This window comes from Pseudomonadota bacterium, assembly GCA_039193195.1.
Lineage (GTDB): Bacteria > Pseudomonadota > Gammaproteobacteria > Steroidobacterales > JBCBZW01 > JBCBZW01.
Genome location: JBCCWS010000012.1, coordinates 50367 through 70301 on the forward strand (window position 1 = coordinate 50367; position 19935 = coordinate 70301).

The 19935-nt window shown below is 64.0% G+C and carries 19 protein-coding genes; 3 read left to right on the forward strand and 16 right to left on the reverse strand.

Annotated features, from left to right (window positions below; translation table 11 throughout):
• Positions 1 to 24: 24 nt before the first annotated feature.
• From AAGA68_12100 to AAGA68_12110, 3 genes are read right to left on the reverse strand one after another with little or no spacing between them, the layout of a single operon-like run.
• Positions 25 to 732 (reverse strand): ATP-binding cassette domain-containing protein, encoded by a 708-nt coding sequence (locus tag AAGA68_12100; protein ID MEM9385797.1) that lies wholly within the window; start codon positions 730 to 732, stop codon positions 25 to 27.
• On the reverse strand, positions 722 to 1978 hold the full coding sequence (locus tag AAGA68_12105; GenBank protein MEM9385798.1) for a lipoprotein-releasing ABC transporter permease subunit: 1257 nt from the start codon (positions 1976 to 1978) through the stop codon (positions 722 to 724). The genes AAGA68_12100 and AAGA68_12105 overlap by 11 nt, the downstream gene beginning before the upstream one ends.
• Before the next feature lie 6 nt (positions 1979 to 1984).
• Positions 1985 to 3238, reverse strand: a complete 1254-nt coding sequence (locus tag AAGA68_12110; GenBank protein MEM9385799.1) for a lipoprotein-releasing ABC transporter permease subunit — start codon at positions 3236 to 3238, stop codon at positions 1985 to 1987.
• Positions 3239 to 3524: 286 nt separating this feature from the next.
• Between AAGA68_12110 and AAGA68_12115 the strand changes: the two genes are divergently transcribed.
• The 3 genes from AAGA68_12115 to AAGA68_12125 all read left to right on the forward strand — a co-directional run bounded on the left by AAGA68_12115 (position 3525) and on the right by AAGA68_12125 (position 8472).
• The gene (locus AAGA68_12115; GenBank protein MEM9385800.1) at positions 3525 to 3881 is read left to right on the forward strand and encodes a hypothetical protein; all 357 of its coding nucleotides are present in this window, start codon (positions 3525 to 3527) and stop codon (positions 3879 to 3881) included.
• A gap of 125 nt (positions 3882 to 4006) precedes the next feature.
• On the forward strand, positions 4007 to 7495 hold the full coding sequence (gene mfd / locus AAGA68_12120; protein MEM9385801.1) for a transcription-repair coupling factor: 3489 nt from the start codon (positions 4007 to 4009) through the stop codon (positions 7493 to 7495).
• A gap of 47 nt (positions 7496 to 7542) precedes the next feature.
• Positions 7543 to 8472 carry a CsiV family protein gene (locus AAGA68_12125; GenBank protein MEM9385802.1) on the forward strand — a complete coding sequence of 310 codons (930 nt, stop codon included), beginning with the start codon at positions 7543 to 7545 and terminating at the stop codon, positions 8470 to 8472.
• Positions 8473 to 8694: 222 nt separating this feature from the next.
• Here AAGA68_12125 and AAGA68_12130 read toward each other — a convergent pair whose 3' ends face one another.
• From AAGA68_12130 to rpoE, 13 genes are all read right to left on the reverse strand, one after another.
• Positions 8695 to 9261, reverse strand: coding sequence for a hypoxanthine-guanine phosphoribosyltransferase (locus AAGA68_12130; protein MEM9385803.1), 567 nt, complete (start codon positions 9259 to 9261; stop codon positions 8695 to 8697).
• 85 nt (positions 9262 to 9346) lie between these two features.
• Entirely contained in the window at positions 9347 to 9850 is a 504-nt protein-coding gene (locus tag AAGA68_12135; protein MEM9385804.1) for a L,D-transpeptidase, read from the reverse strand.
• A gap of 10 nt (positions 9851 to 9860) precedes the next feature.
• Positions 9861 to 11249, reverse strand: coding sequence for a 23S rRNA (uracil(1939)-C(5))-methyltransferase RlmD (gene rlmD / locus AAGA68_12140; protein MEM9385805.1), 1389 nt, complete (start codon positions 11247 to 11249; stop codon positions 9861 to 9863).
• Positions 11250 to 11426: 177 nt separating this feature from the next.
• A complete protein-coding gene (gene acpS, locus AAGA68_12145) occupies positions 11427 to 11828 on the reverse strand; it encodes a holo-ACP synthase (GenBank protein ID MEM9385806.1) in 402 nt (133 codons plus the stop codon).
• A gap of 3 nt (positions 11829 to 11831) precedes the next feature.
• A complete protein-coding gene (recO, locus tag AAGA68_12150; protein ID MEM9385807.1) occupies positions 11832 to 12587 on the reverse strand; it encodes a DNA repair protein RecO in 756 nt (251 codons plus the stop codon).
• The gene (gene era / locus AAGA68_12155; GenBank protein MEM9385808.1) at positions 12584 to 13525 is read right to left on the reverse strand and encodes a GTPase Era; all 942 of its coding nucleotides are present in this window, start codon (positions 13523 to 13525) and stop codon (positions 12584 to 12586) included. The genes recO and era overlap by 4 nt, the downstream gene beginning before the upstream one ends.
• Before the next feature lie 59 nt (positions 13526 to 13584).
• On the reverse strand, positions 13585 to 14262 hold the full coding sequence (rnc, locus tag AAGA68_12160) for a ribonuclease III (protein MEM9385809.1): 678 nt from the start codon (positions 14260 to 14262) through the stop codon (positions 13585 to 13587).
• A complete protein-coding gene (locus AAGA68_12165; GenBank protein MEM9385810.1) occupies positions 14259 to 14669 on the reverse strand; it encodes a DUF4845 domain-containing protein in 411 nt (136 codons plus the stop codon). The genes rnc and AAGA68_12165 overlap by 4 nt, the downstream gene beginning before the upstream one ends.
• Positions 14670 to 14683: 14 nt before the next feature.
• Positions 14684 to 15682, reverse strand: coding sequence for a signal peptidase I (lepB, locus tag AAGA68_12170; protein MEM9385811.1), 999 nt, complete (start codon positions 15680 to 15682; stop codon positions 14684 to 14686).
• Between the two features lie 80 nt (positions 15683 to 15762).
• The gene (gene lepA, locus AAGA68_12175) at positions 15763 to 17568 is read right to left on the reverse strand and encodes a translation elongation factor 4 (protein MEM9385812.1); all 1806 of its coding nucleotides are present in this window, start codon (positions 17566 to 17568) and stop codon (positions 15763 to 15765) included.
• A gap of 88 nt (positions 17569 to 17656) precedes the next feature.
• Positions 17657 to 18643, reverse strand: coding sequence for a MucB/RseB C-terminal domain-containing protein (locus tag AAGA68_12180; GenBank protein MEM9385813.1), 987 nt, complete (start codon positions 18641 to 18643; stop codon positions 17657 to 17659).
• A complete protein-coding gene (locus tag AAGA68_12185) occupies positions 18643 to 19290 on the reverse strand; it encodes a sigma-E factor negative regulatory protein (protein ID MEM9385814.1) in 648 nt (215 codons plus the stop codon). Before AAGA68_12185 ends, AAGA68_12180 begins: the two co-directional genes overlap by 1 nt.
• Positions 19291 to 19301: 11 nt before the next feature.
• A complete protein-coding gene (rpoE, locus tag AAGA68_12190) occupies positions 19302 to 19877 on the reverse strand; it encodes an RNA polymerase sigma factor RpoE (protein ID MEM9385815.1) in 576 nt (191 codons plus the stop codon).
• Positions 19878 to 19935 lie beyond the last annotated feature (58 nt).

Sequence of the window (19935 nt, forward strand, 5' to 3'; positions counted from 1 at the left end):
CCTATCCGGTCGTTTTTGCCAGATTCAGGGGGCTTCTTCGTGCAGACCAGACTCGTCTAAGCGACAGATCCGGTCCATCGCCGCGGCCAGCTGAGGGTCGTGGGTCACCACGACAAGGCTCGCCCCCGTGTCCTCGTTCAGCTTGAGCATCTGCTCAAACACCTGTCGGCCCGTGGGGCGGTCCAGATTGCCGGTGGGTTCGTCCGCCAGCACCACCACGGGCGAGGTGACCAAGGCACGGGCGACAGCCGCGCGCTGACGTTCGCCTCCGGAGAGTTCCGAGGGTCGATGGCGTATGCGAGCACCCAGCCCCACCCGCTCTAGCAAGTCCCGTGCCCTAGGCAGTGCCTGCGCGGGGGGTTGCCGTCGGATCAGTAGCGGCATCGCCACATTCTCCAGGGCACTGAACTCTGGCAATAGGTGGTGGAACTGATAGACAAAGCCCACGTGCTGGTTGCGCCAGCGCCCGCGTGCCGCCTCGCCCAAGGAAGCGACGTCCTCGCCGTTGATCACCACCCTTCCCTCGCTAGGCGTATCGAGACCGCCTAGGAGCTGCAGCAGAGTCGTCTTACCTGAGCCCGAGGCACCGATGATGGCTAGGCGCTCCCCCTTTTCGACGTGCAGGTCGATGCCCTTCAGCACGTCGATTCGATGCTCGCCGTCACCGAAGCGTCGAACCAACCCCTCACAGGCGAGTGAGCAGTCAGCGGCGGAAGGGGAATCAGCTCTCATGGCGTAGGGTCTCCGCCGGCGCCGTAGTCGAGGCGCGCCAGGCTGGATACAGGGTGGACAGCAGAGAGAGGGCCAACGCCGTCCCGCAGATGAGTGTGAGGTCCGCCAAGCGCAGGTCCGCGGGCAGATCATCGATATAGTAGATGCTGGCATCGATCAGCGAGCCGCCGATGAGCACCTCCGCCCAGGCCACCAGTCGATCGAGGTTGAGCGTCACCAGCGCACCGGCAAGCAACCCTGCGAGCGTACCGACGATCCCTATCGTGCCCCCTTGGATCACGAAAACACCAAGCATACTTGCTGGGGAAGCGCCGTTGGTGCGCAAAATCGCGATGTCAGCGCGTTTCTCATTCACCACCATGATGAGGGTTGAGACGATATTAAAGGCGGCCACAGCCACCACCAGCAGCAGGATAATGAACATCACACTCTTGGTGAGGGCGATCGCGCGGAAGAAGTTGGCGTGCTCGCGGGTCCAGTCGCGTACGTAGAAGATCTCGCCGACTTCCAAGGCGATATCGCGAACGGCACGCGGCGCGTCGAAGAGATCGTGAAAGCGCAATCGAACACCTGTCACCCGATCCCCCAATCGGTAAAGCGCCTGCGCGTCCCGTAGCAACACGAAGGCGAGACGTCGATCGTACTCGTGCATACCAGCCTCGAAGATCCCTGCCACCTCGAAGCGCCGCTGCCTCGGCAACACGCCGGCAGGCGTAACGTTAGCCTCGGGGATTAGCAGCGTAACGCGGTCGCCCACATCCACGCCTAGGGAGTCCGCTAGGGCACGCCCGATCAGAACGCGAAAGCGTGCCTCTGCCAAGGCCGCCAGGGAACCCCGCTGAAGGTGCATCTCGAGGGCAGCCACCAGAGCCTCCCGCTCAGGCGCCACGCCGCGAACTTGGACGCCGCTGGTGAGACCATGGTCGCTCACCAACAGCCCCTGCCCGTCTACGAATGGCGCCGTGGCGGCCACCCGAGTGTCGCGCCTCGCCGCACCTTCGACCGCAGACCAATCCTCGATGGGCCCTCCATAGCCCATGACGGCACCGTGCGATGTGACATCGAGGATGCGCTCGCGCAGCTCGCGCTCGAAGCCGTTCATCACTGACAGCACGACGATCAGCACGAAGACGCCGGTCGCAATCCCTGCCATCGATACCAGGGAGATGAACGAGAGGAACCCAGGCCCTCGGCCGCTGCGCACGTAGCGCCACCCAATCGCCAGCTCGTAGGGGCTGAGTAACATGGCCACCTACTCGTAGCGCAAGGCGTCTGCAGGCTGCGTGCGTGCCGCTCGCCGGGCCGGATACAGGGTGGACAGGGCGGATAGGGCGAAGGCACCGAGGGTAATCAGGCTAACTTCGTGTACCCGCACGTCGGTGGGGATATCGTTGAGGTAATAGACGTCGGTGGGAATCAGCTTGATCCGAAGCACGCCCTCGACGGCGGGTACGAGGGTCTCCAGATTGAGCGTGATGAGAAGGCCTAGGGCCAGGCCCCCAAGCACGCCGATCAAGCCGATCAAGCACCCCTGAGTGAGGAAAACGAAGGTCACGCTACGCGGGGTCAGCCCCATCGTGCGCAGGATCGCGATATCCGTGCGCTTGTCATTGACCACCATGACCAAGGTGGCGACCACGTTGAAGGCAGCTACTGCCACGATCAACGAGAGAATCAGCGTCATCATAAACTTCTCAGTAGCCACAGCGCGAAAGTAGGACGCTTGCTCATCGGCCCAATCCTCCACCGTAAACCCCACTGGCAGGCGCTCCTGCCACCGTTCAGCAACTGCCGGTGCGGTCATCAGATCCTCGAGCTGAACGCGGACGCCGTCCAGGTGTGAGCGCTCACGGCCGAGCAGGGCGGCGACGTCACTTCGATGCATGACCAGCCGGGTACTGTCGATCTCCTGCACACCATCTTCGATGATCCCGGCCACCGTGATGCGCTCGAAGCTGGGTGTCACTTTGCCCCTCGGCCCTACCTTCGGCACCAGTAGATTCAAGCGCTCCCCCACTTTCGCACCGAGCAGCGCTGCTAGGCCCGCGCCGACCAACGCAGCGCGACTGTTCACGGTCACGCCTGAAAGATCACCGGCGACTAAGGAGTTCTCGAGTTGCCGCGATACGGTGGGCGCAGTCGGATCGAGGCCTTCCACGCGCGTCCCACGCAAACGAGCCCCACGAGCCAACATGCCCTCCCCCTCGACGTAGGCCGTTACACCGCTCACCCCGTGGCCCCGACTCAAGGCCTCTAGCACGGGGGCCCAACCCTCCTGCGGAGCAGCCCCAGGATGGCGCACGGTGACGTGAGCACTCACTGCTAAGAGGTTGTCGCGCAGCTCTGCGCTGAACCCGTTCATGACGGAGATGACCGTAATCAGGGCGGCGACACCAACGCCGATGCCCACGGTGGACGCCAGGGCGATGAAGGACACGAAGCGGTTGCGCGTACGCGCACGCAGGTAGCGCAAACTGAGAAGCAGTTCCAGGGGGCGGATCATCATGGAAAGAGTGGGACCCCACACGCAGAACCGTGGTTCCAGAGGCGGCAGACTCGCGGTCGGTGCGAATCTCCGTGCTGGCCGAAGCAGTATCGGCAAGCTTCAAGCCCGCCCACCATTGGTATCTAAATCAACTGGTTGGACGGCTGCGCGGATGTTAAGGCGAAGCGTCTGGCGACGCAACAACGGGATTTAGGGTCTGTCAACGATTGTGAATCGGGGTAGGCCGGTGATAAAAACTGGCTCTCACGCCCTACCGGGGGCGCGATCGGAGTAGGAGAACGTCGCGATGTTTAAGCGTACCCAGGCGCCTGCCATCACACTTCCCCGACACGCAATGGAGCGCCCGCTACGGCTGGCGGCGGCGGTCGGTGCGGCCGCTTTGGCTGTGTTCGCCCTCGGCGCACTAGTGGCGAGCTCGGCGCGAGCCGACGAGCTGCGGATGGAGCCGATCACCGAGCGCGGCAACATGGCCGTGCCTGCCAGGGGCATGACCATGGACCGCGTGCGCAACAGCTTCGGCCAGCCTTCCGGCCAGCGTGCGGCGGTGGGCGACCCACCGATCACCCGTTGGGAATACGACGGCTTTGTGGTCTACTTCGAATATCAGTACGTCCTGCACACGGTCGTCAAACGCGTCCGCTAGCAGTCCCGCGCCAAACGGATTTTCCAACGCCTCAATCGCACCATACGCCGGGCCTGACCTTCACCGACAGGTCGGCAGGTGGCGCTGCGGACGGGGTTGCGGCGCGCGTCGACCATGACTAACGCATGCCAGATTCCCCCGACTCGCGGGCGAGCGTGTTCGCCCCACCCGTCGCCGATGGCGATCACGCCCTGGCCTGGGGCGCACTGCAGGGCAGTGCTTACGCGCTAGGCCTCACGCGCGCCGCAGCCCGCTCGGACGCTCCGCTTGTGGTGATCGCCAATAGCGCGCGTGACACCGAGCAGCTCGCCGCCGAGATCAAGTTCTTCGCCAGCGCCGAGAGTGACCTGCCGGTCCTGCAGTTCCCCGAGTGGGAGACGCTTCCGTACGACGCCTTCGCTCCACACCCGGATATCATCGCCACCCGCTTGAGCGCAATGGCACGCCTGCCGTCGTTGCAAAGGGGTGTCCTGGTGCTGAACCTCGCGACCTTGCTGCAACGGCTCGCGCCGCGCAGCTTCGTCGACGGCAGCAGCTTGGCCCTCGCCGCCGGCGACCTCCTCGACCTAGACGCAGCCCGTCGCCGCCTAGACGAAGCGGGCTATATCAATGTGGCGCAGGTGCACGAGCACGGCGAGTACGCGATCCGCGGCGCCCTCCTCGACCTGTTCCCCACTGGCGCCGAGGCTCCCCTGCGGATCGATCTGTTCGACGATGAGATCGAGAGCATTCGACGCTTCGACCCCACCACCCAGCGCTCCATCGATAGGCTAGACAAGGTATCGCTATTGCCAGCCCGTGAGTTCCCACTCACGGAAGATGGCATCAAGCAGTTCCGCTCAGCTTACCGAAAGCGCTTCGAAGGCGATCCGAACCGATCGGTCATCTACGCGGAAGTCTCCCGTGGCGTCCCGCCAGGGGGCATCGAGTACTTCCTACCCCTGTTCTTCGAGCGCACGGCGTCGCTCTTCGACTACCTACCCGAGCAGGTGTCAATGGCCTGGCGGGACGGCCTCGAGGAAGCCATCAACGCGGTCTGGTCCGAGCTCGAATCGCGCTACGACCAGCTGGCCCACGACATCGAGCGGCCAATCCTCACGCCGGACGAGTTGGCCCTGCAACCGGCGCGCGTGATGGAGCTGCTAGCGCAGCACTCTCGGGTGCAGGCTAGCCCGCACGCGATCGACCTCGAGCTCGATCCGCGGCGAGCCGTGAACTTCGCCACCTCCCAACCCCCCAAGCTGCCGATAGACCCCCGAGCTGAACAGCCGGCCGCCAAACTACTGGACTTCGCTGCCACCTTCGACGGGCGCCTGCTGCTCGCAGCCGAATCGGCCGGGCGCCGAGAGCAGCTGCAAGACACCCTGCGTGAGACCGCCCTCGCCAACCTCAAGCAGGTGAGCTCTTGGGGCGAGTTCTTGGAAACAGGCGATGCACACTGCGTGCTCATCGCTCCCCTGGAGCGGGGCCTAGTGCTGAGCGAGGCGGGCATCGCGCTGATCAGCGAAACTCAGCTGCTCGGCGAACGCGCGCGTCGGCGCCACCGGCGCAAGGCGGAAGCCGACCCCGAGTCGATCATCCGCGATCTCACGGACCTGCGCGAGGGCGCGCCAGTGGTACACGAGGAGTACGGTGTCGGCCGCTACCTCGGGTTGACTACCCTTCAGGTCGGCAGTACGCGCAACGAATTCCTCACCCTGCAGTACGCGGGCGGCGACAAGCTCTACGTGCCAGTGCACGCCCTTCACCTCATCACTCGCTACACGGGGGCCTCACCGGAATCCGCGCCCCTGCATCGCCTAGGCACGGACCAGTGGGCCAAGGCGCGCTCACGCGCGGCCAAGCGCATCCGCGACGTCGCCGCAGAACTGCTCGATATCTACGCGCGCCGCGCCGCGCGCAAGGGCCATGCGTTCAGCTTCTCCGAACGCGATACGACGATCTTCTCATCGGGCTTCCCCTTCGAAGAGACACCTGATCAGCTCGAAGCGATCGCCTCGGTGATCAACGATCTGCGCGCACCGCAACCGATGGATCGGATCGTCTGTGGCGATGTAGGTTTCGGCAAGACAGAGGTGGCGATGCGGGCCGCCTTCGTCGCCGTTCAGGGCGGCAAGCAGGTAGCCGTTCTCGTTCCCACTACCTTGCTCGCCCAGCAGCACTACCAGACCTTCACCGATCGCTTCGCCGACTGGCCCGTACGGGTGGAGGTCATCTCACGTTTCCGCTCCAGCAAGCAGATGAGCACCATCTTGGAAGGCGTTGAAAGCGGCACCGTCGATATCATCGTCGGCACCCATCGCCTGCTCCAATCGAGTGTGAAGTTCAAGAACTTAGGGCTGGCCATCGTAGATGAGGAGCAACGCTTCGGCGTGCGCCAGAAGGAGCGCCTGCGGGCCCTGCGCGCCGAGGTCGACTTGCTCACGCTGACCGCCACGCCGATTCCCCGCACCCTCAATATGGCGATGGGCGGCGTGCGCGACCTGTCCCTTATCACCACGCCACCGGAAGACCGCTTGGGGGTGAAGACCTTTGTCACCCCCTGGAACGCGCCGCTGATCCGGGAGGCCTTTCTGCGCGAGATCAAACGCGGCGGGCAGGTGTTCTTTGTCCACAACTCGGTCGAGACCATCGAAGCGATGGCGAAGAAGCTCCAGGAGCTCGTGCCGGAGGCTAGCATTCGCATCGGGCACGGGCAGATGCGCGAGCGTGACCTAGAGCACGTGATGCTCGACTTCTACCATCGACGCTTTAACACGCTCCTGTGCACCACGATCATCGAGAGCGGCATCGACGTACCCACGGCCAATACGATAGTGATCGACCGCGCAGACCGCTTTGGCCTCGCCCAGCTGCATCAGATGCGCGGCCGCGTGGGACGCTCCCACCACCGCGCCTACGCCTACCTGATCGCACCCCCACGAGAGGCGATGACCGCCGACGCGGTAAAGCGCCTAGAGGCGATCGAGTCCCTTGAGGAACTCGGCGCCGGCTTCGCCTTGGCCACCCATGACCTCGAGATTCGCGGCGCCGGGGAACTGCTCGGCGACGAGCAGAGTGGGCAGATCCAAGAGATCGGCTTCGCTCTGTATACGGAGTTGCTCCAGCGCGCCGTCGACGCCCTCAAGCGGGGCGAGGTACCGGACCTGGAGGGTAATTCAGATCACGGTCCGGAGATCGATCTGCACACCCCCGCCCTGCTGCCTGAGCAGTACATGCCGGACGTGCACATGCGCCTGGTACTCTACAAGCGCATCGCGAGCATGGATGATGAGAGCGCCCTGAAAGATCTCAAGGTAGAGATGATCGACCGCTTCGGACTACTGCCGCCACCTGCCCAGCTTTTGTTCGAGATCGCCCACCTGCGTGTGCTGGCCGCACCGCTTGGCATCGGCAAGATAGATGCGGGCGCCGCCAGCGGACGCATCGAGTTCCGGGCCAAGGCCAACGTCGACCCGGCGCAGCTCATCGGCCTCATTCAGAGCGATCCACACACCTTCCGCTTGGACGGTCAGAGTATCCTTCGCTTCAAGGCAGACATGGCCGATGTTGAGGATCGGATCGAACAGGTTCGAACGCTCCTAAGCGCGCTCGGCGCAGGCACCGCCGCGTAAGACCGTCAGCGAGCCGGGCGCGTCGAGGAAAAGGGGAACGTGAATAGATGACAGTGCACGGCCGATCGCGCCCCCACACGGGCGCAAGCTATCAGGGTTATCGCCCCGCGGCGGCGATGGCAGTCGCCTTCCTGGCGCTCCCATTGGGTAGCGTTGCACAAACCGAGTCGCAGCTGCGCGCCTACGCGGTGGAGATCATCTTGTTTCGGCCCCTGCAGCGATCGGATCTGGATGAACGCCAGTGGCGCGAAGCCGCCGACGCTACCGCGGCCGGCGACGCCGCGGCACTGGACCAGCTCAGCGCACCGCTAGAGGATGAGAGTGCCCAATCGCCGTCGGAACCGGCTCCCTTCGCCGATGGCTTCGGGTACTTGAGCGCTGAGGGCCTACCGCCTGTGTATCGCTACGAGGCGCCGCTTCCGGAGCGCTTTGCCGATATGGCGCCGGACACGCGCGAGCTGTCCACGCTCTTCGACCGCCTGCGCCGATCTAGCGCGTACGAACCCTTACTGCACGAGCGCTGGATGCAGCTGACCTACCCCCGCGACGTTGCCAACCCCCGTCCAATCACCTTGCAGCGCGACGACCTCTCGATAGACGGCACTGTGAAACTCGCCGTCGAGCGCCGTCTTCACCTGGAGCTTAGTCTCACCCTTTCGCAAGCGGGAAGTGTGAACTACGAGCTTCAGCAAGCCCGAGTGATGACCAGCGGAGAGCTGCACTACGTCGATCACCCAGCCTTCGGTGCTGTCTCACGGATCACCCCTATCGAGCTGCCTGAGGGCTACCCGGACGCGCTGCTCGATGATCTGCTAGAGGACGCTCGTTTGTACGGCGCCGACCCCGTTCGACGCATGCAGAGCATCCCGTGGCCTCCTCCCGCACCGCCGCCGGCCGAGGCGATGCCGAACGAGTCGTCGGACGAGACATCAGGGGATGAGATGCCACCTAAGAGCGACTCAGATGTCGCTCCCTGAAATGAATGTCGTGGTCTTAGTACTTAGCGGCAGTTTTCGTAGACTTCACAACAAGGCCCAAAAAGGCCGATTCTGGTGCGATTCTTGGGCAGTAACGTGCGTAAACGCGTCGTCAGCGAAAATGCGTCATAAATTTGGTCGCGGTCGCCACGCCAAACACCGGCTCGTCAGTTAGCGCATCCGATAGCGCGCCATAGCTCAAGGCGCAGCTGGAGTCGCGAATCAGTCGGCTGACAGTGCCCTTAGCTCAGGTAAGCCGCGGAAGTATTCCTCGTAGTCCATTCCACATCCGAACACGTAGCGATCGTCGATTTCGACGCCGATGAAATCGGGCCGGTACTCGGAGATGTAGCGCTCTCGCCGTTTCATGACGAAGGTCGCGCTGTACACGGCAGCCGCACCCGCACCCCGGCAGTACTCCACAATGGCTTCCAGGGTTTGGCCGTAGTCGAAGATGTCATCGACCACCAACACGGTGCGCCCCTCTAAGCTCGTGAACGGCTCGGCGCGCCAAGTGAGCTCGCCACCTTCCAGCCCACCTGCATAGCGACTGGCGTGAAGGTAGTCGAGCGTAAAGGGCACCGTGAGGCGCGCCATCACCTGTACCGCTGGGTACATCCCGCCCTTTAACACTGGCAATAGAAGCAGATCGCTGTCGCCGAGAACCTCGCCCAGAGATTCGTTGATTCGCCCGGTCATGGTGTCGAAGGCGTCGGAAACCGCCTCGCTGCTGTAGAGCAACTCGGAGGTGCGCAGTACGTCCACCAGTTCCTGTCGCGAGCGCTGCATCTGGGTCTCCGTTCAGTCCCTTGGGAAGTGTTGCGCGAGGTCGGAAGGAGCCCGCATCGCGCGCAGCGCAGCATACACCAGCTATTCAACCCGTCGCAGCGCTCGCCGCAATCGTCACGGGAGTGCCTACCGGCACGTGGTCGAACAACCAAAGCACATCATCATTGCGCATTCGCACACAGCCGTGGGAGGCAGGACGCCCCATAGGCTGATCGTCCGGCGTGCCATGGATGTAGATGTAGCGACGCATGCTATCCACGCGCCCGAGACGATTTAATCCGGGCTCCGTCCCGCTGAGCCAGAGAATCCGTGTCAGTATCCAGTCGCGCGCCGGAAACTGGACATCCAGCTGGGGCGACCAGATCTCGCCCGTTTCACGACGACCGACGAACACCGCGCGCAGGGGAGCGCCATCCCCTATGCGCGCCCGAACGACGTGCCGCCCGAGAGGCGTCTGCTCACTGCCCATCTGTTGCCCGATACCACTGGCGGCCGTGGATACAAGGAAACTCTGCGCGTGCCCGTGACCGTCCGACCACCGCAAGCGCTGGGAGGCGATATCCACATGTACGCTAATGGACCGTTCCATAGACAGCCCCTCAGCGCCCGCGCTCGAACACTGCGATCGACTCGACGTGGCCTGTATGCGGGAACATGTCGATCACGCCCACCTGACGCAAGCGATAGCCATGTTCATTCACCAGCTTACCAGCGTCCCGCGCGAGCGTACCAGCATGGCAGGAGACGTAGCAGATCCGTGCTGGCTTCCAGCGCCTCACCATCGGCACTACGCCGTGCGCGCCGGCGCGCGAGGGATCGAGCAGGAGTGCATCGTAAGCGCCCTTCGCCCATGGGAACGGTGTGATGTCTTCGGAGAGATCCGCCACGTGGGCCTGGATCTTGCCTTCCAAGCCGTTGCGTAGCGCATTGTCACGCAAGCGAGCTACGAGCGCTCCCTCCCCTTCCACCGCCACCACCTGCGATGCCCGCCGCGCCAAGGGCAAGGTGAAGTTACCGACGCCGGCAAACAGATCGAGGACCTTCTCATCACCTTGCAGCGCGAGCAGCTCTACGGCCCGCTCCACCATTCTCTCGTTCAACCGCGCGTTGATCTGCACGAAGTCACCTGGCAGGAAACCAATCGTGACTGCGAAGGCTGGTAAGGTGTAATGGAGCGTGGGCGATGGCGCGCCGTCTACGTCGACGACACTTTCGGGCCCCGCCGCTTGCAAACAGAGGCAAACGCCATGTGCGCGCTCGAACGCGCGTAGCGCGCTCAGGTCCGCACTGGATAGCGGTGCCAGATTGCGTAGCACGAGTACGGTCGCGTCCTCGCCCTGAGCCACCTCGATCTGCGCGATTCGCTCGCGCACTGTGAGCGCCCTGATGAGCTCGGACAGTGGGTGGAGCAAATGCCCAACCGGCGCGCTGAGAATCTCGCAGCTGTCTATGTCGGCGATGGTCGGGCTGAGACGCTCGCGGAAACCGACCAGCACCCGTCCCTTCGATCGCACGTGGCGCACCCCGAGGCGCGCCCGGCGACGGTAGGCCCAAGGCTGCGCGGTGAGAGGCTCCAACACACGCTCGGGCGTGACTTGCCCGATGCGCGAGAGGTTCTCGAGCAACACGCGCTGCTTCGCCTCGATTTGATCGGCCGCGGTGATGTGTTGCATCGAGCAGCCACCGCAGATTTCGAAGTGCTTACAGCGAGGCGTGATGCGTCTATCGCTGGGCTCGAGAATCTCGAGCAACTCGGCCTCATCATGGCGGCGGTGGCTGCGGCGCCGGGCGATGCGCACAAGTTCGCCTGGAAGCGCTCGTGAGACGAACACAACCTTCCCATCGATATGGGTAACACCACGGCCGTCATGAGTAAGATCATCGATTCGTACGGTCTGCGCCGCACGCTTGCGCGGGCGGGGCTTGGCGCCGGACGCACCGGCGCGCGAACCCTTGCCGCGCATCGGCGATTGCTCACGATCCGTCAACGCGCGCTCACCTGCTCGCCGCCTCCCGGTGTCTCGGCCGGTGAGTTCGTCGAACTAGTCGCGCCTGTTCCTGGGCGCGGCGCGACGACGCGCGTGGCAGGGCCCACGGGCGTAGGTGCGACGCACCTCGGGGTAAAGAGTAGCTGCGAATTCTCCAATGGCTAGCCGTGCAGAACCCTAGTGTGCGCTCGGCCCCGCCTGGGCACGCAACAGCACGGCCACAGCCACGATCAAGCCAGCCTCGTCGGTGAGGGTGAGGAAGCCCTCTCCCACGCCTAGCCGCTCGCGCACCTCCTCGCCGCGCGCCGAGAAGATCGGCGAGGGGCGTCCCGCCTCGTCGGACGCCACTCCAACATCACGCACCCACAGCCCGCGGGCAAAGCCCGTGCCGAGGGCCTTAACGATGGCCTCCTTGGCAGCGAAGCGTTTAGCTAGGTAGCGAGCCTTGTGCTTCGTGGTGGAGAAGCGCTCGAGCTCTTCGGGCATGAGGATACGTTCGGCGAAGCCCTCGCCATGGCGAGCATAGATATTCTCGATGCGCTCGATTGAGATTAGGTCAGTGCCGATGCCGTAAATCATGCGCTAGCGCTCCGCCGTCGAGCTTGCTGCGCTTGTGCGCCGACGGCGCACGGTGGCTTTCGCGACCTCCCGAGTGCGCAAGGCGCGCCCCCCAAGCTGGCGCTGCAGCGCCTCGCTGAGAAGTTGGCGAGCTACCTGCAGGTGCTGAGCCTCCTCAAGGCGCTCGGCGGCCAGGGCAAGCAGAGCCTCGCCCGACACCACGGTAGCGCCTTCGGCAACGCCCGCAGGCTCCGGGCCGCTCTCTGCGTAGTAATGGTAATCGCAACCGCCCTGCACTGGACGGCCGCTTAGGCCCTCGTGGGTGAGATTGAGCCCGTAGCCCAACGCGTCGAGTAGGCGCTTCTCGAACAAGCGCAGGGCGCGAGCCGCAGACTGATCATCCCCCGCCGACGCGAGGGAACGGATCACGACCTGATAGTCATCGAAGACCTCGGGATGCGGATCCTGGCGCTGCAGCAGCTTGAGCAACAGCTCGTTAACGTAGAAGCCGGCCATCAGCTGTGCAGGAGGGAGGCGAGGAGAGGCTCGGTCGCGCTCCACGGTGGCCAAGGTGCCAAGCTCGCCCCGCCCGGCCCAGCTCACGAGCAGCGACTGGAAGGGCTGCAAGAGCCCGCGTGATTTAGATCTTGCGCTGCGAGCCCCGCGGGCGATGACACCGACGCGCCCATGATTGGCCGTGAGCAGCTCGAGCAACAGAGAACTGTCCCGATAGGGGTGGTGGTGCAGCACCCACGCCGACTCGAGTTCGCACCGACTCACGGGTTCTCGTAGCCGAGTGAACGCAGCGCTTGCTCGTTGTCGGCCCAGTTAGCCTTCACCTTTACCCACAGGCGCAGGTCTACCGGCACGCCCACCTCACGCTTTAGCTGCAAACGCGATGCACGACCGGCCTCTCGCAGATTCAGTCCACCCTTGCCGACCACGATCGCCTTCTGCCCCTCGCGCTCCACCCAGATGAGGGCTTGGATACGCAGACCGCGCCCTGCCTCAACGTATTCCTCGATCTGCACCGTCAGGCCGTAGGGAAGTTCCTCACGTAGACGCATCGTGAGCTTCTGACGAACGATCTCCGCGGCCCGGAACTGAGCATTGCGATCGGTCACCTGATCTGCGGGAAACAGCATGGGGCCCTGCGGCAGGCGATCGACGACCGCCCGCTCCAGGGCCTCGAGATTTTCCTTCTTGGTGGCCGATACGGGCACCACCGCCGCGAACTCGGCGCGCTTACTAAGCTCCTCCAGAAAGGGCAACAGCCGATCGCGAGGGCGCGCTTGGTCGATCTTGTTGACGACGGCGATCACGGGCAGCTGCGTCGCCCGCAACTTCTCCAGGGCTTGCGCGTCCTCGGCCCGCCACTGGAGCGCTTCGACTATGAACAGCTCCAGATCGGCTTCGGCAGCCGTGGAGACGGCAGTGCGGTTGAGATAGCGATTCATCGCCCGCCCGCCGCTGTGGCGATGCATGCCGGGCGTGTCCATGAAGACGAGCTGGTAGTCCTCGCGCGTACGTATGCCCAGGATCCGATGCCGGGTGGTCTGCGGGCGCGGGCTCACGATGCTCACGGGATGCTCGACAAGTGCGTTCAGCAGCGTCGATTTGCCTACATTCGGTCGGCCGACGAGCGCCGCAAAGCCGCTGTGAAAGACCTTTGGCGCCGGCGAGGGCGTGGAATGTTCGGGGGAGTCCGTCTCACTCATGCGCGTAGCTTGGGGCCATGCGTCGCTGCCCGCAAGCGAAGCGGAATCCTCCAGCTGCCCTATTCGCCGGCTGCCTCTAGCCGTTCCAGCATCAGCGCAGCTGCGCGCTGTTCCGCAAGCTGGCGACTGGTGCCGTCGCCTCGGGTGAGTAGGGCAAGGTCTTCCACCGCACAGCTGGCAGTGAACCGCTGGGCGTGCGCCTGTCCCTGGGTGGCGATGAGCTCGTAACGCGGCAGTGCGAGGGCGCGCGCTTGAAGCAGCTCCTGCAAGCGAGTCTTGGGATCTTTCTGGGCGGCATCGGGCAGATCGCTCAAGCGCGACCCGAACAGGCGTAGCACGCAACCACGGGCCGCATCGAAACCGGCGTCGAGGTAGATCGCACCGAACAGTGCCTCCAGCGCATCGGCCAGAATCGACGACCGTCGGAAGCCCCCGCTACGGTGTTCCCCGACGCCGAGATGAAGGTAATCGCCAATGGAGAGTTCGCGAGCCACGTCGGCCAGCGTGTCTCGCTTGACCAAGCTGGCACGCAGGCGACTGAGCTCTCCCTCACGGGCCTGGTCTCGAGCCCGGAATAGCGCTTCGGCGATGACCAGCCCCAACACAGCGTCGCCCAGAAACTCCAGGCGCTCGTTGTTGCGTCCGCCCGCGCTGCGATGGGTAAGGGCCGCCGCCAACAGTTCGCCGTCCGCAAACTCATGGCCGATCGCCCGCGTGAGTTTGCGCAGGTCTGTCAATTGTCGCGAGCGATGGACACGGAGTGGTCGAAGCGCACGAGGAAGTGCACGTTGGCGATGAAAGGCACTTCGTTCTCATACTGGGCCGTCATGCTCATGAAGTCACCGTCGCGCTCCACCTTCACGTCGCGATACCGGATGATGTCGATCATCTCGATATCGAAGCGCTTCTCCAGCGCGGCGAGCAGTTCCAAGCGGCTCGCGTTCTCTCCCTCAAACTCGTTCTGGACGCTCGTCATGGCTCCCACCACCTTCATGTGGCCGATGTATACGGGGATCAGCCGAAACACGCCCAAAGCAATAAGGGCCAAGCCGGCCAAGATGACGATCAAGGTGGGCAGGGTTACCCCCCGGCTGCCACGCCAGGGGGGGGCGATACCGGGATTCACGGTCGAGGTACTGGGCATGCTTGACAAATCCCCTAGGTGATGCTGTCGCCGAAGCGGCCGAAGCGAATTCCTGGCAAGCCGAAACCGGACGGCAGCTTGACGCTGAGCCAGACGATTTCAGCCCGTCCCACGAGGTTCTCTTCGGGCACGAATCCGACAGCGTTGAGGTAGCGGCTGTCCTGACTGTTGTCGCGATTATCCCCCATCATGAAGTAGTGACCGGCGGGCACCACCCACTCACCGCTTCCGTGCCTGTAGTTAGGTCGCTCGATCTGCAGCACATCGTGAACACGCTCTCCCAAACGCTCCCTGAGGAGCACCTGGGGCTCAGGCGACTCCTCCGCACCGGGACCGGTGTAGCGTTCGATAGGCTCCATCTCCACTCGCTCACCGTTGATGAGTAAAACTCCGTTGAGGTAAGTCACCGTGTCACCGGGTAGGCCGATCACCCGCTTGATGTAGTTGGTTCGGTTGTCCGAGGGCAGGCGAAACACCACGACCTCGCCGCGCTCCGGTTCGCCGAAATCCAGCACCTCTGAGCGCAGTACGGGCAAGCGAATGCCGTAGGAGAACTTGTTGACGAAGATGAAGTCGCCGACTAGCAGGGTCGGCACCATCGAAGCTGAGGGGATGCGGAAAGGCTCGAACAGGAACGAGCGGACCACGAGCACTAGCAAGATGACGGGGAAGAACGAGCGCGCGTACTCCACCGCAGGTGGCTCTGGCGCCTCCTCCCCCAGCGCCTCGATGCGCCGCTTGCGCAGGAAACCGACCTCCAGGGCGTAGACAACACCCGTCAACAGGGCACCCACGACGAGCGCTAGCTCCAAGCCCTCGATCAGGATGGTCCACCACAGGAGGGCGATGACGAGGGTCCACGCGAAGACCGTTCGCGCAGAGCTGATCCAAGCCGGCGGTGCTTCGCCCCGCGCCTGTCGTCCGCTTCGCATCAGAACCAAATCACCGACGACGATCGCACCACTAATCGCAGCGATGATGAGCACGGTCGGTAACGATAGGAGTTTGAACATCAGGAACGGCTCGCTTTCGGCGTTAGGTTAGTAGGCGTGGGGTAACCGGGCGAGGGGGTAAGCGCGAAGGCGCTGGCGCCCTACTTCTTGCCCCCGCCCGAGTCGGCGCGCAGCACCGCGAGGAATGCCTCCTGGGGCACATCCACGGAGCCGAGCTTCTTCATTCGCTTTTTGCCTTCTTTCTGCTTTTCGAGCAGCTTGCGCTTGCGCGACACGTCGCCGCCATAGCACTTTGCGGTCACGTTCTTCCGCAGCGCTTTGACGTTGCCGCGAGCCAGCACATGGCTGCCAATTGCTGCTTGTACCGCAACGTCGAACATCTGCCGAGGAATCAGCTTGACCATGGCTTCCACCAGCTCCCGACCGCGCCGCTGCGCGTTGTCCTTGTGAGTAATGATGGACAAGGCGTCCACTCGGTCGCCGTTGATCAGCAAGTCCAGCCGCACAAGTGGCGCCGCCTGGAAGCGCTCGAAGTGGTAGTCGAAGGAGGCGTAGCCGCGGCTCACGGATTTTAGGCGGTCGAAGAAGTCGAGCACGACTTCAGCGAGCGGCAGTTCGAACTCAAGCTGCACCTGCGAGGCGGTGTACTGCATGCGCTTCTGTACACCGCGCTTTTCTATGCACAGGCCGATGACCGCCCCCACGTGTTCCTGGGGCACGAGGATGCTGCCGCGAATGATCGGCTCACGCAGCTCCTCGATGTCGTTGACCTTCGGCAGATCACTCGGGTTATCGAGCTTGATCGTCTCTCCGGCGGTCGTCAGCAACTCGTAGATCACGGTGGGCGCCGTGGTGATCAGGTCCAGGTTGTACTCACGCTCTAGGCGCTCCTGCACGATCTCCATGTGCAGCATGCCTAGAAAACCGATACGGAAGCCGAAGCCGAGGGCCGCGGAGGTTTCCGGCTCGTAGTTCAGGGCCGAGTCGTTGAGGGTGAGCTTCTGGAGTGCCTCGCGAAAGTCCTCGTAGTCCTCGGAATTGACCGGGAACAGGCCCGCGAATACTCGTGGCTGCACCTGCTTGAAGCCAGGCAGCGGCTCGGCACATGGCCGCTTCGGGTGGGTGAGCGTATCGCCCACAGGGGCCCCGCCGATGTCCTTCACGCCGGCGATCACAAAGCCCACATCGCCAGCGCTGATACTGTCCGTGTCGAGCATCTTCGGGGTGAAGCGGCCAACCCGGCTCACCTCGTAGTCTTGGCCCGTGGACATCACGCGCATGCGCTGCCCCTTGCGCAGCTCGCCGTTGACTACGCGCACGAGGGACACCACCCCAACGTAGTTGTCGAACCAACTGTCGATGATCAAGGCCTGCAGAGGCTCCCCAGTGCTCCCCTCGGGGGAGGGGATACGCTTGACCAGTTCCTCCAAGAGGTCTTCGACCCCGATACCGGTTTTAGCGCTCACGCGCACCGCATCGAGCGCCTCGAGGCCGATGATGTCCTCGATCTCCTGGGCCACCCGGTCCGCATCGGCGGCCGGCAGGTCGATCTTGTTAAGAACCGGCACCACCTCCAGCCCCTGCTCGATGGCCGTGTAGCAGTTCGCCACGCTCTGCGCCTCGACCCCCTGGGCGGCGTCGACAACGAGTAGGGCGCCCTCACACGCCGCCAACGACCGAGAGACTTCGTAGGAGAAATCCACGTGGCCGGGCGTATCGATGAAGTTCAGCTCGTAGGTCTCTCCGTCGCGCGCCTTGTAACGAAGGTGCACGCTCTGGGCCTTGATGGTGATGCCGCGCTCGCGCTCGATATCCATCGAGTCGAGCACCTGGGCCTCCATCTCGCGCTCCGTCAGGCCGCCGCAGATCTGGATGAAGCGATCGGCCAGCGTCGACTTGCCGTGGTCGATGTGCGCGATGATCGAGAAGTTTCGGATATTGTCCATGGGGGCGGAGTATACCCGCCGTCCGCCAGCGAACTGCGGCCGGGCGTCACGTGTCACGAGCTTCGGGCAGCGAGCAGAGGGTGAGGCCCTAGGGCTCGGGGGGGGCCGCCGGGCGAATCGAACGGCCGATCATGGTGACCGTGTCGGCCGGCACCTCGCCAATGACGACGATCTGATAGGCACCGAGCGTGCGCGAGAAGGCGTTCGCCGCGCCCAGCTCAGCGAAGGTGGTGCGTGCGCGACGGGCGGCGCGGGTCCGCTCGATAAAAACGGAGACGGACGCCAGGCCGTCAGAGTAGACCAGGTGTTCGGCCGTCGGCCCTTCCTCAGCGAGCTCGCGCGTTGCGATCGAGAGCCGAAAGCCGCGCGGCAGGCGGTCCGCAGTCCACTCGGTTTCGGCACGCAACTCATGCTCGGCGACCGGGGAAGGGTGAAGGGTTCGATAGCCATCGCTGGGCAGGGTGGGCGCCAGCAACGCCTCATCGACGGTCGCTGGAAACGCGATCTCGGTGAAGTGCATCAACTCCACCACACGGCCGTGTTCTCCAACGGTCATCGTCTTCAGCGGCATGGCTGTAGCCGTATCCAACCAGAACTGGTAACCAAAGCGAAAGCGGTCTAGAGGTCGCACGGCGATGCGGCGAGTGCGGCGACCGGCCACTCGCTCCTCGCCGAGAAAGGTGATGTTGTAGAGGTCCTGTACGCCGCCTTCGTAGTTCGGCAGGGCCGCCCGCAGTGGGCTCTCCCCGCCCGAATCGATTACGACGGCGCGATCGGCTGGCATCGTGCAACGGGTCACCTTGTCCTGGCGTAGCACCTCGCGCTCAGGGCCGTCCAAGGACAGCAGTCGCTCGGCGACGGGGGAGCGCCCGGTAGCGGCCCGGTGTACCACCTGCATCGTCCGGGATTCGCTGCCGGACAGATGCACGAAGGTACCCGTGTAGTTCAGCCCGTCGACGGCCGCATTCATGCGCTGCAGCCAGGCCAGTGGCTCGCCAGCGCTGACGCTCGTGCTCGCCAACAGGAGGAACGTGAGCCCCACCGGTGCGCGGGACGTCGCTGGGCGGATGTGCATCACTGCTGGTTGTCCTGCGAGGCAGCCTCCTCCTCATCAGCGGGGCGCGTCGCCGGCTGCAGATGGTCGTAGGCGCGCTGCGACGCCACGAAATCCGGGCGCACGGTTGGGCCCACCGTGCTCGCGTGCTTGAGCAGATAGCTGGCGAAGGCCGCATTGCCGGGCACCTCTACCAGCACGCCCTCACCTCCCGCGGACGTCACCGGCGGCACGGTGGGGAACAGGGCCTCTTCAAGCGCCGTCTCGCCAGAGTCCGCAAGCGTGGGTCCCGCATCGGGCCGCGGTAGCACCGTAAAGACCACCACGCCAGCCACCAGCGCTGCGGCGGCTACGCGGGCGAGGGGCAGCAGGCCACCGCTCGCCGCCTCGCCCGACGCCGACTCGGGGGCATCGGTCGATGCGATCGGCGGACTCGCCTCGCCGTGGATAGCGCGTCTAACACGCTCGACTAGGTCGCCTTGCAGCGGCGCCGAGTGCCCCCTCATCACCTCGCCGATGGCGGCGTAGTGGTGGAGGTGACGCGTCAAGTCAGAATCCGCTTCCAGGCGCCGAAGGAGGAACCGTGCCTCATCGGGTGCCAGTTCGTCATCGAGAAACGCGGATAGCTGCTCGCGGCCTGGATCGTGATTTGAAGTGGTGTCGTTCACGGCCGAATTCCCTAGTCAAGCAACGGCTGTAGGTGTTTTGAAATGGCCTCGCGGGCCCGGAAGATTCGCGAGCGCACGGTGCCGACGGGACAGTCCATGGCGTTGGCGATGTCCTCGTAGCTCAAACCCTCGAGTTCGCGCAGCATGATCGCGGTGCGCAAGTCCTCCGGGAGTTCCTCGATGGCACGCTCGATCGTACGTCGAATCTCCCCGGTTAGGGCTAATCCCTCGGGAGTGTCGACGTCTTTCAAGCGCCCCTGCAAGTCGTACTGCTCCTGATCCTGAGGATCGAAATCGTAGTCGATAGGCCGTCGTCTGGCCGCGACCAGGTGGTTTTTCGCGGTGTTGATCGCAATGCGGTACAGCCAGGTGTAGAACGCGCTGTCGCCGCGGAAGTTCGGCAGCGCGCGGAACGCCTTGATAAAGGCCTCCTGCGCCACATCCAACGACTCCTGCGGATCGTGTACATAACGGCGAATGAGCTGCACGATTTTGTGCTGGTACTTGGTGACCAGCAGATCGAATCCCGTGGAGTCTCCGCGCTGCGCTCGCTCTACCAGCAGCTGGTCCGTCGTGCGATTACTCACTCAGTCCTGCCTTCCCTGCAAAGTCAGACCGATGCAGTGGAGGAAAGTTCTCAACTTC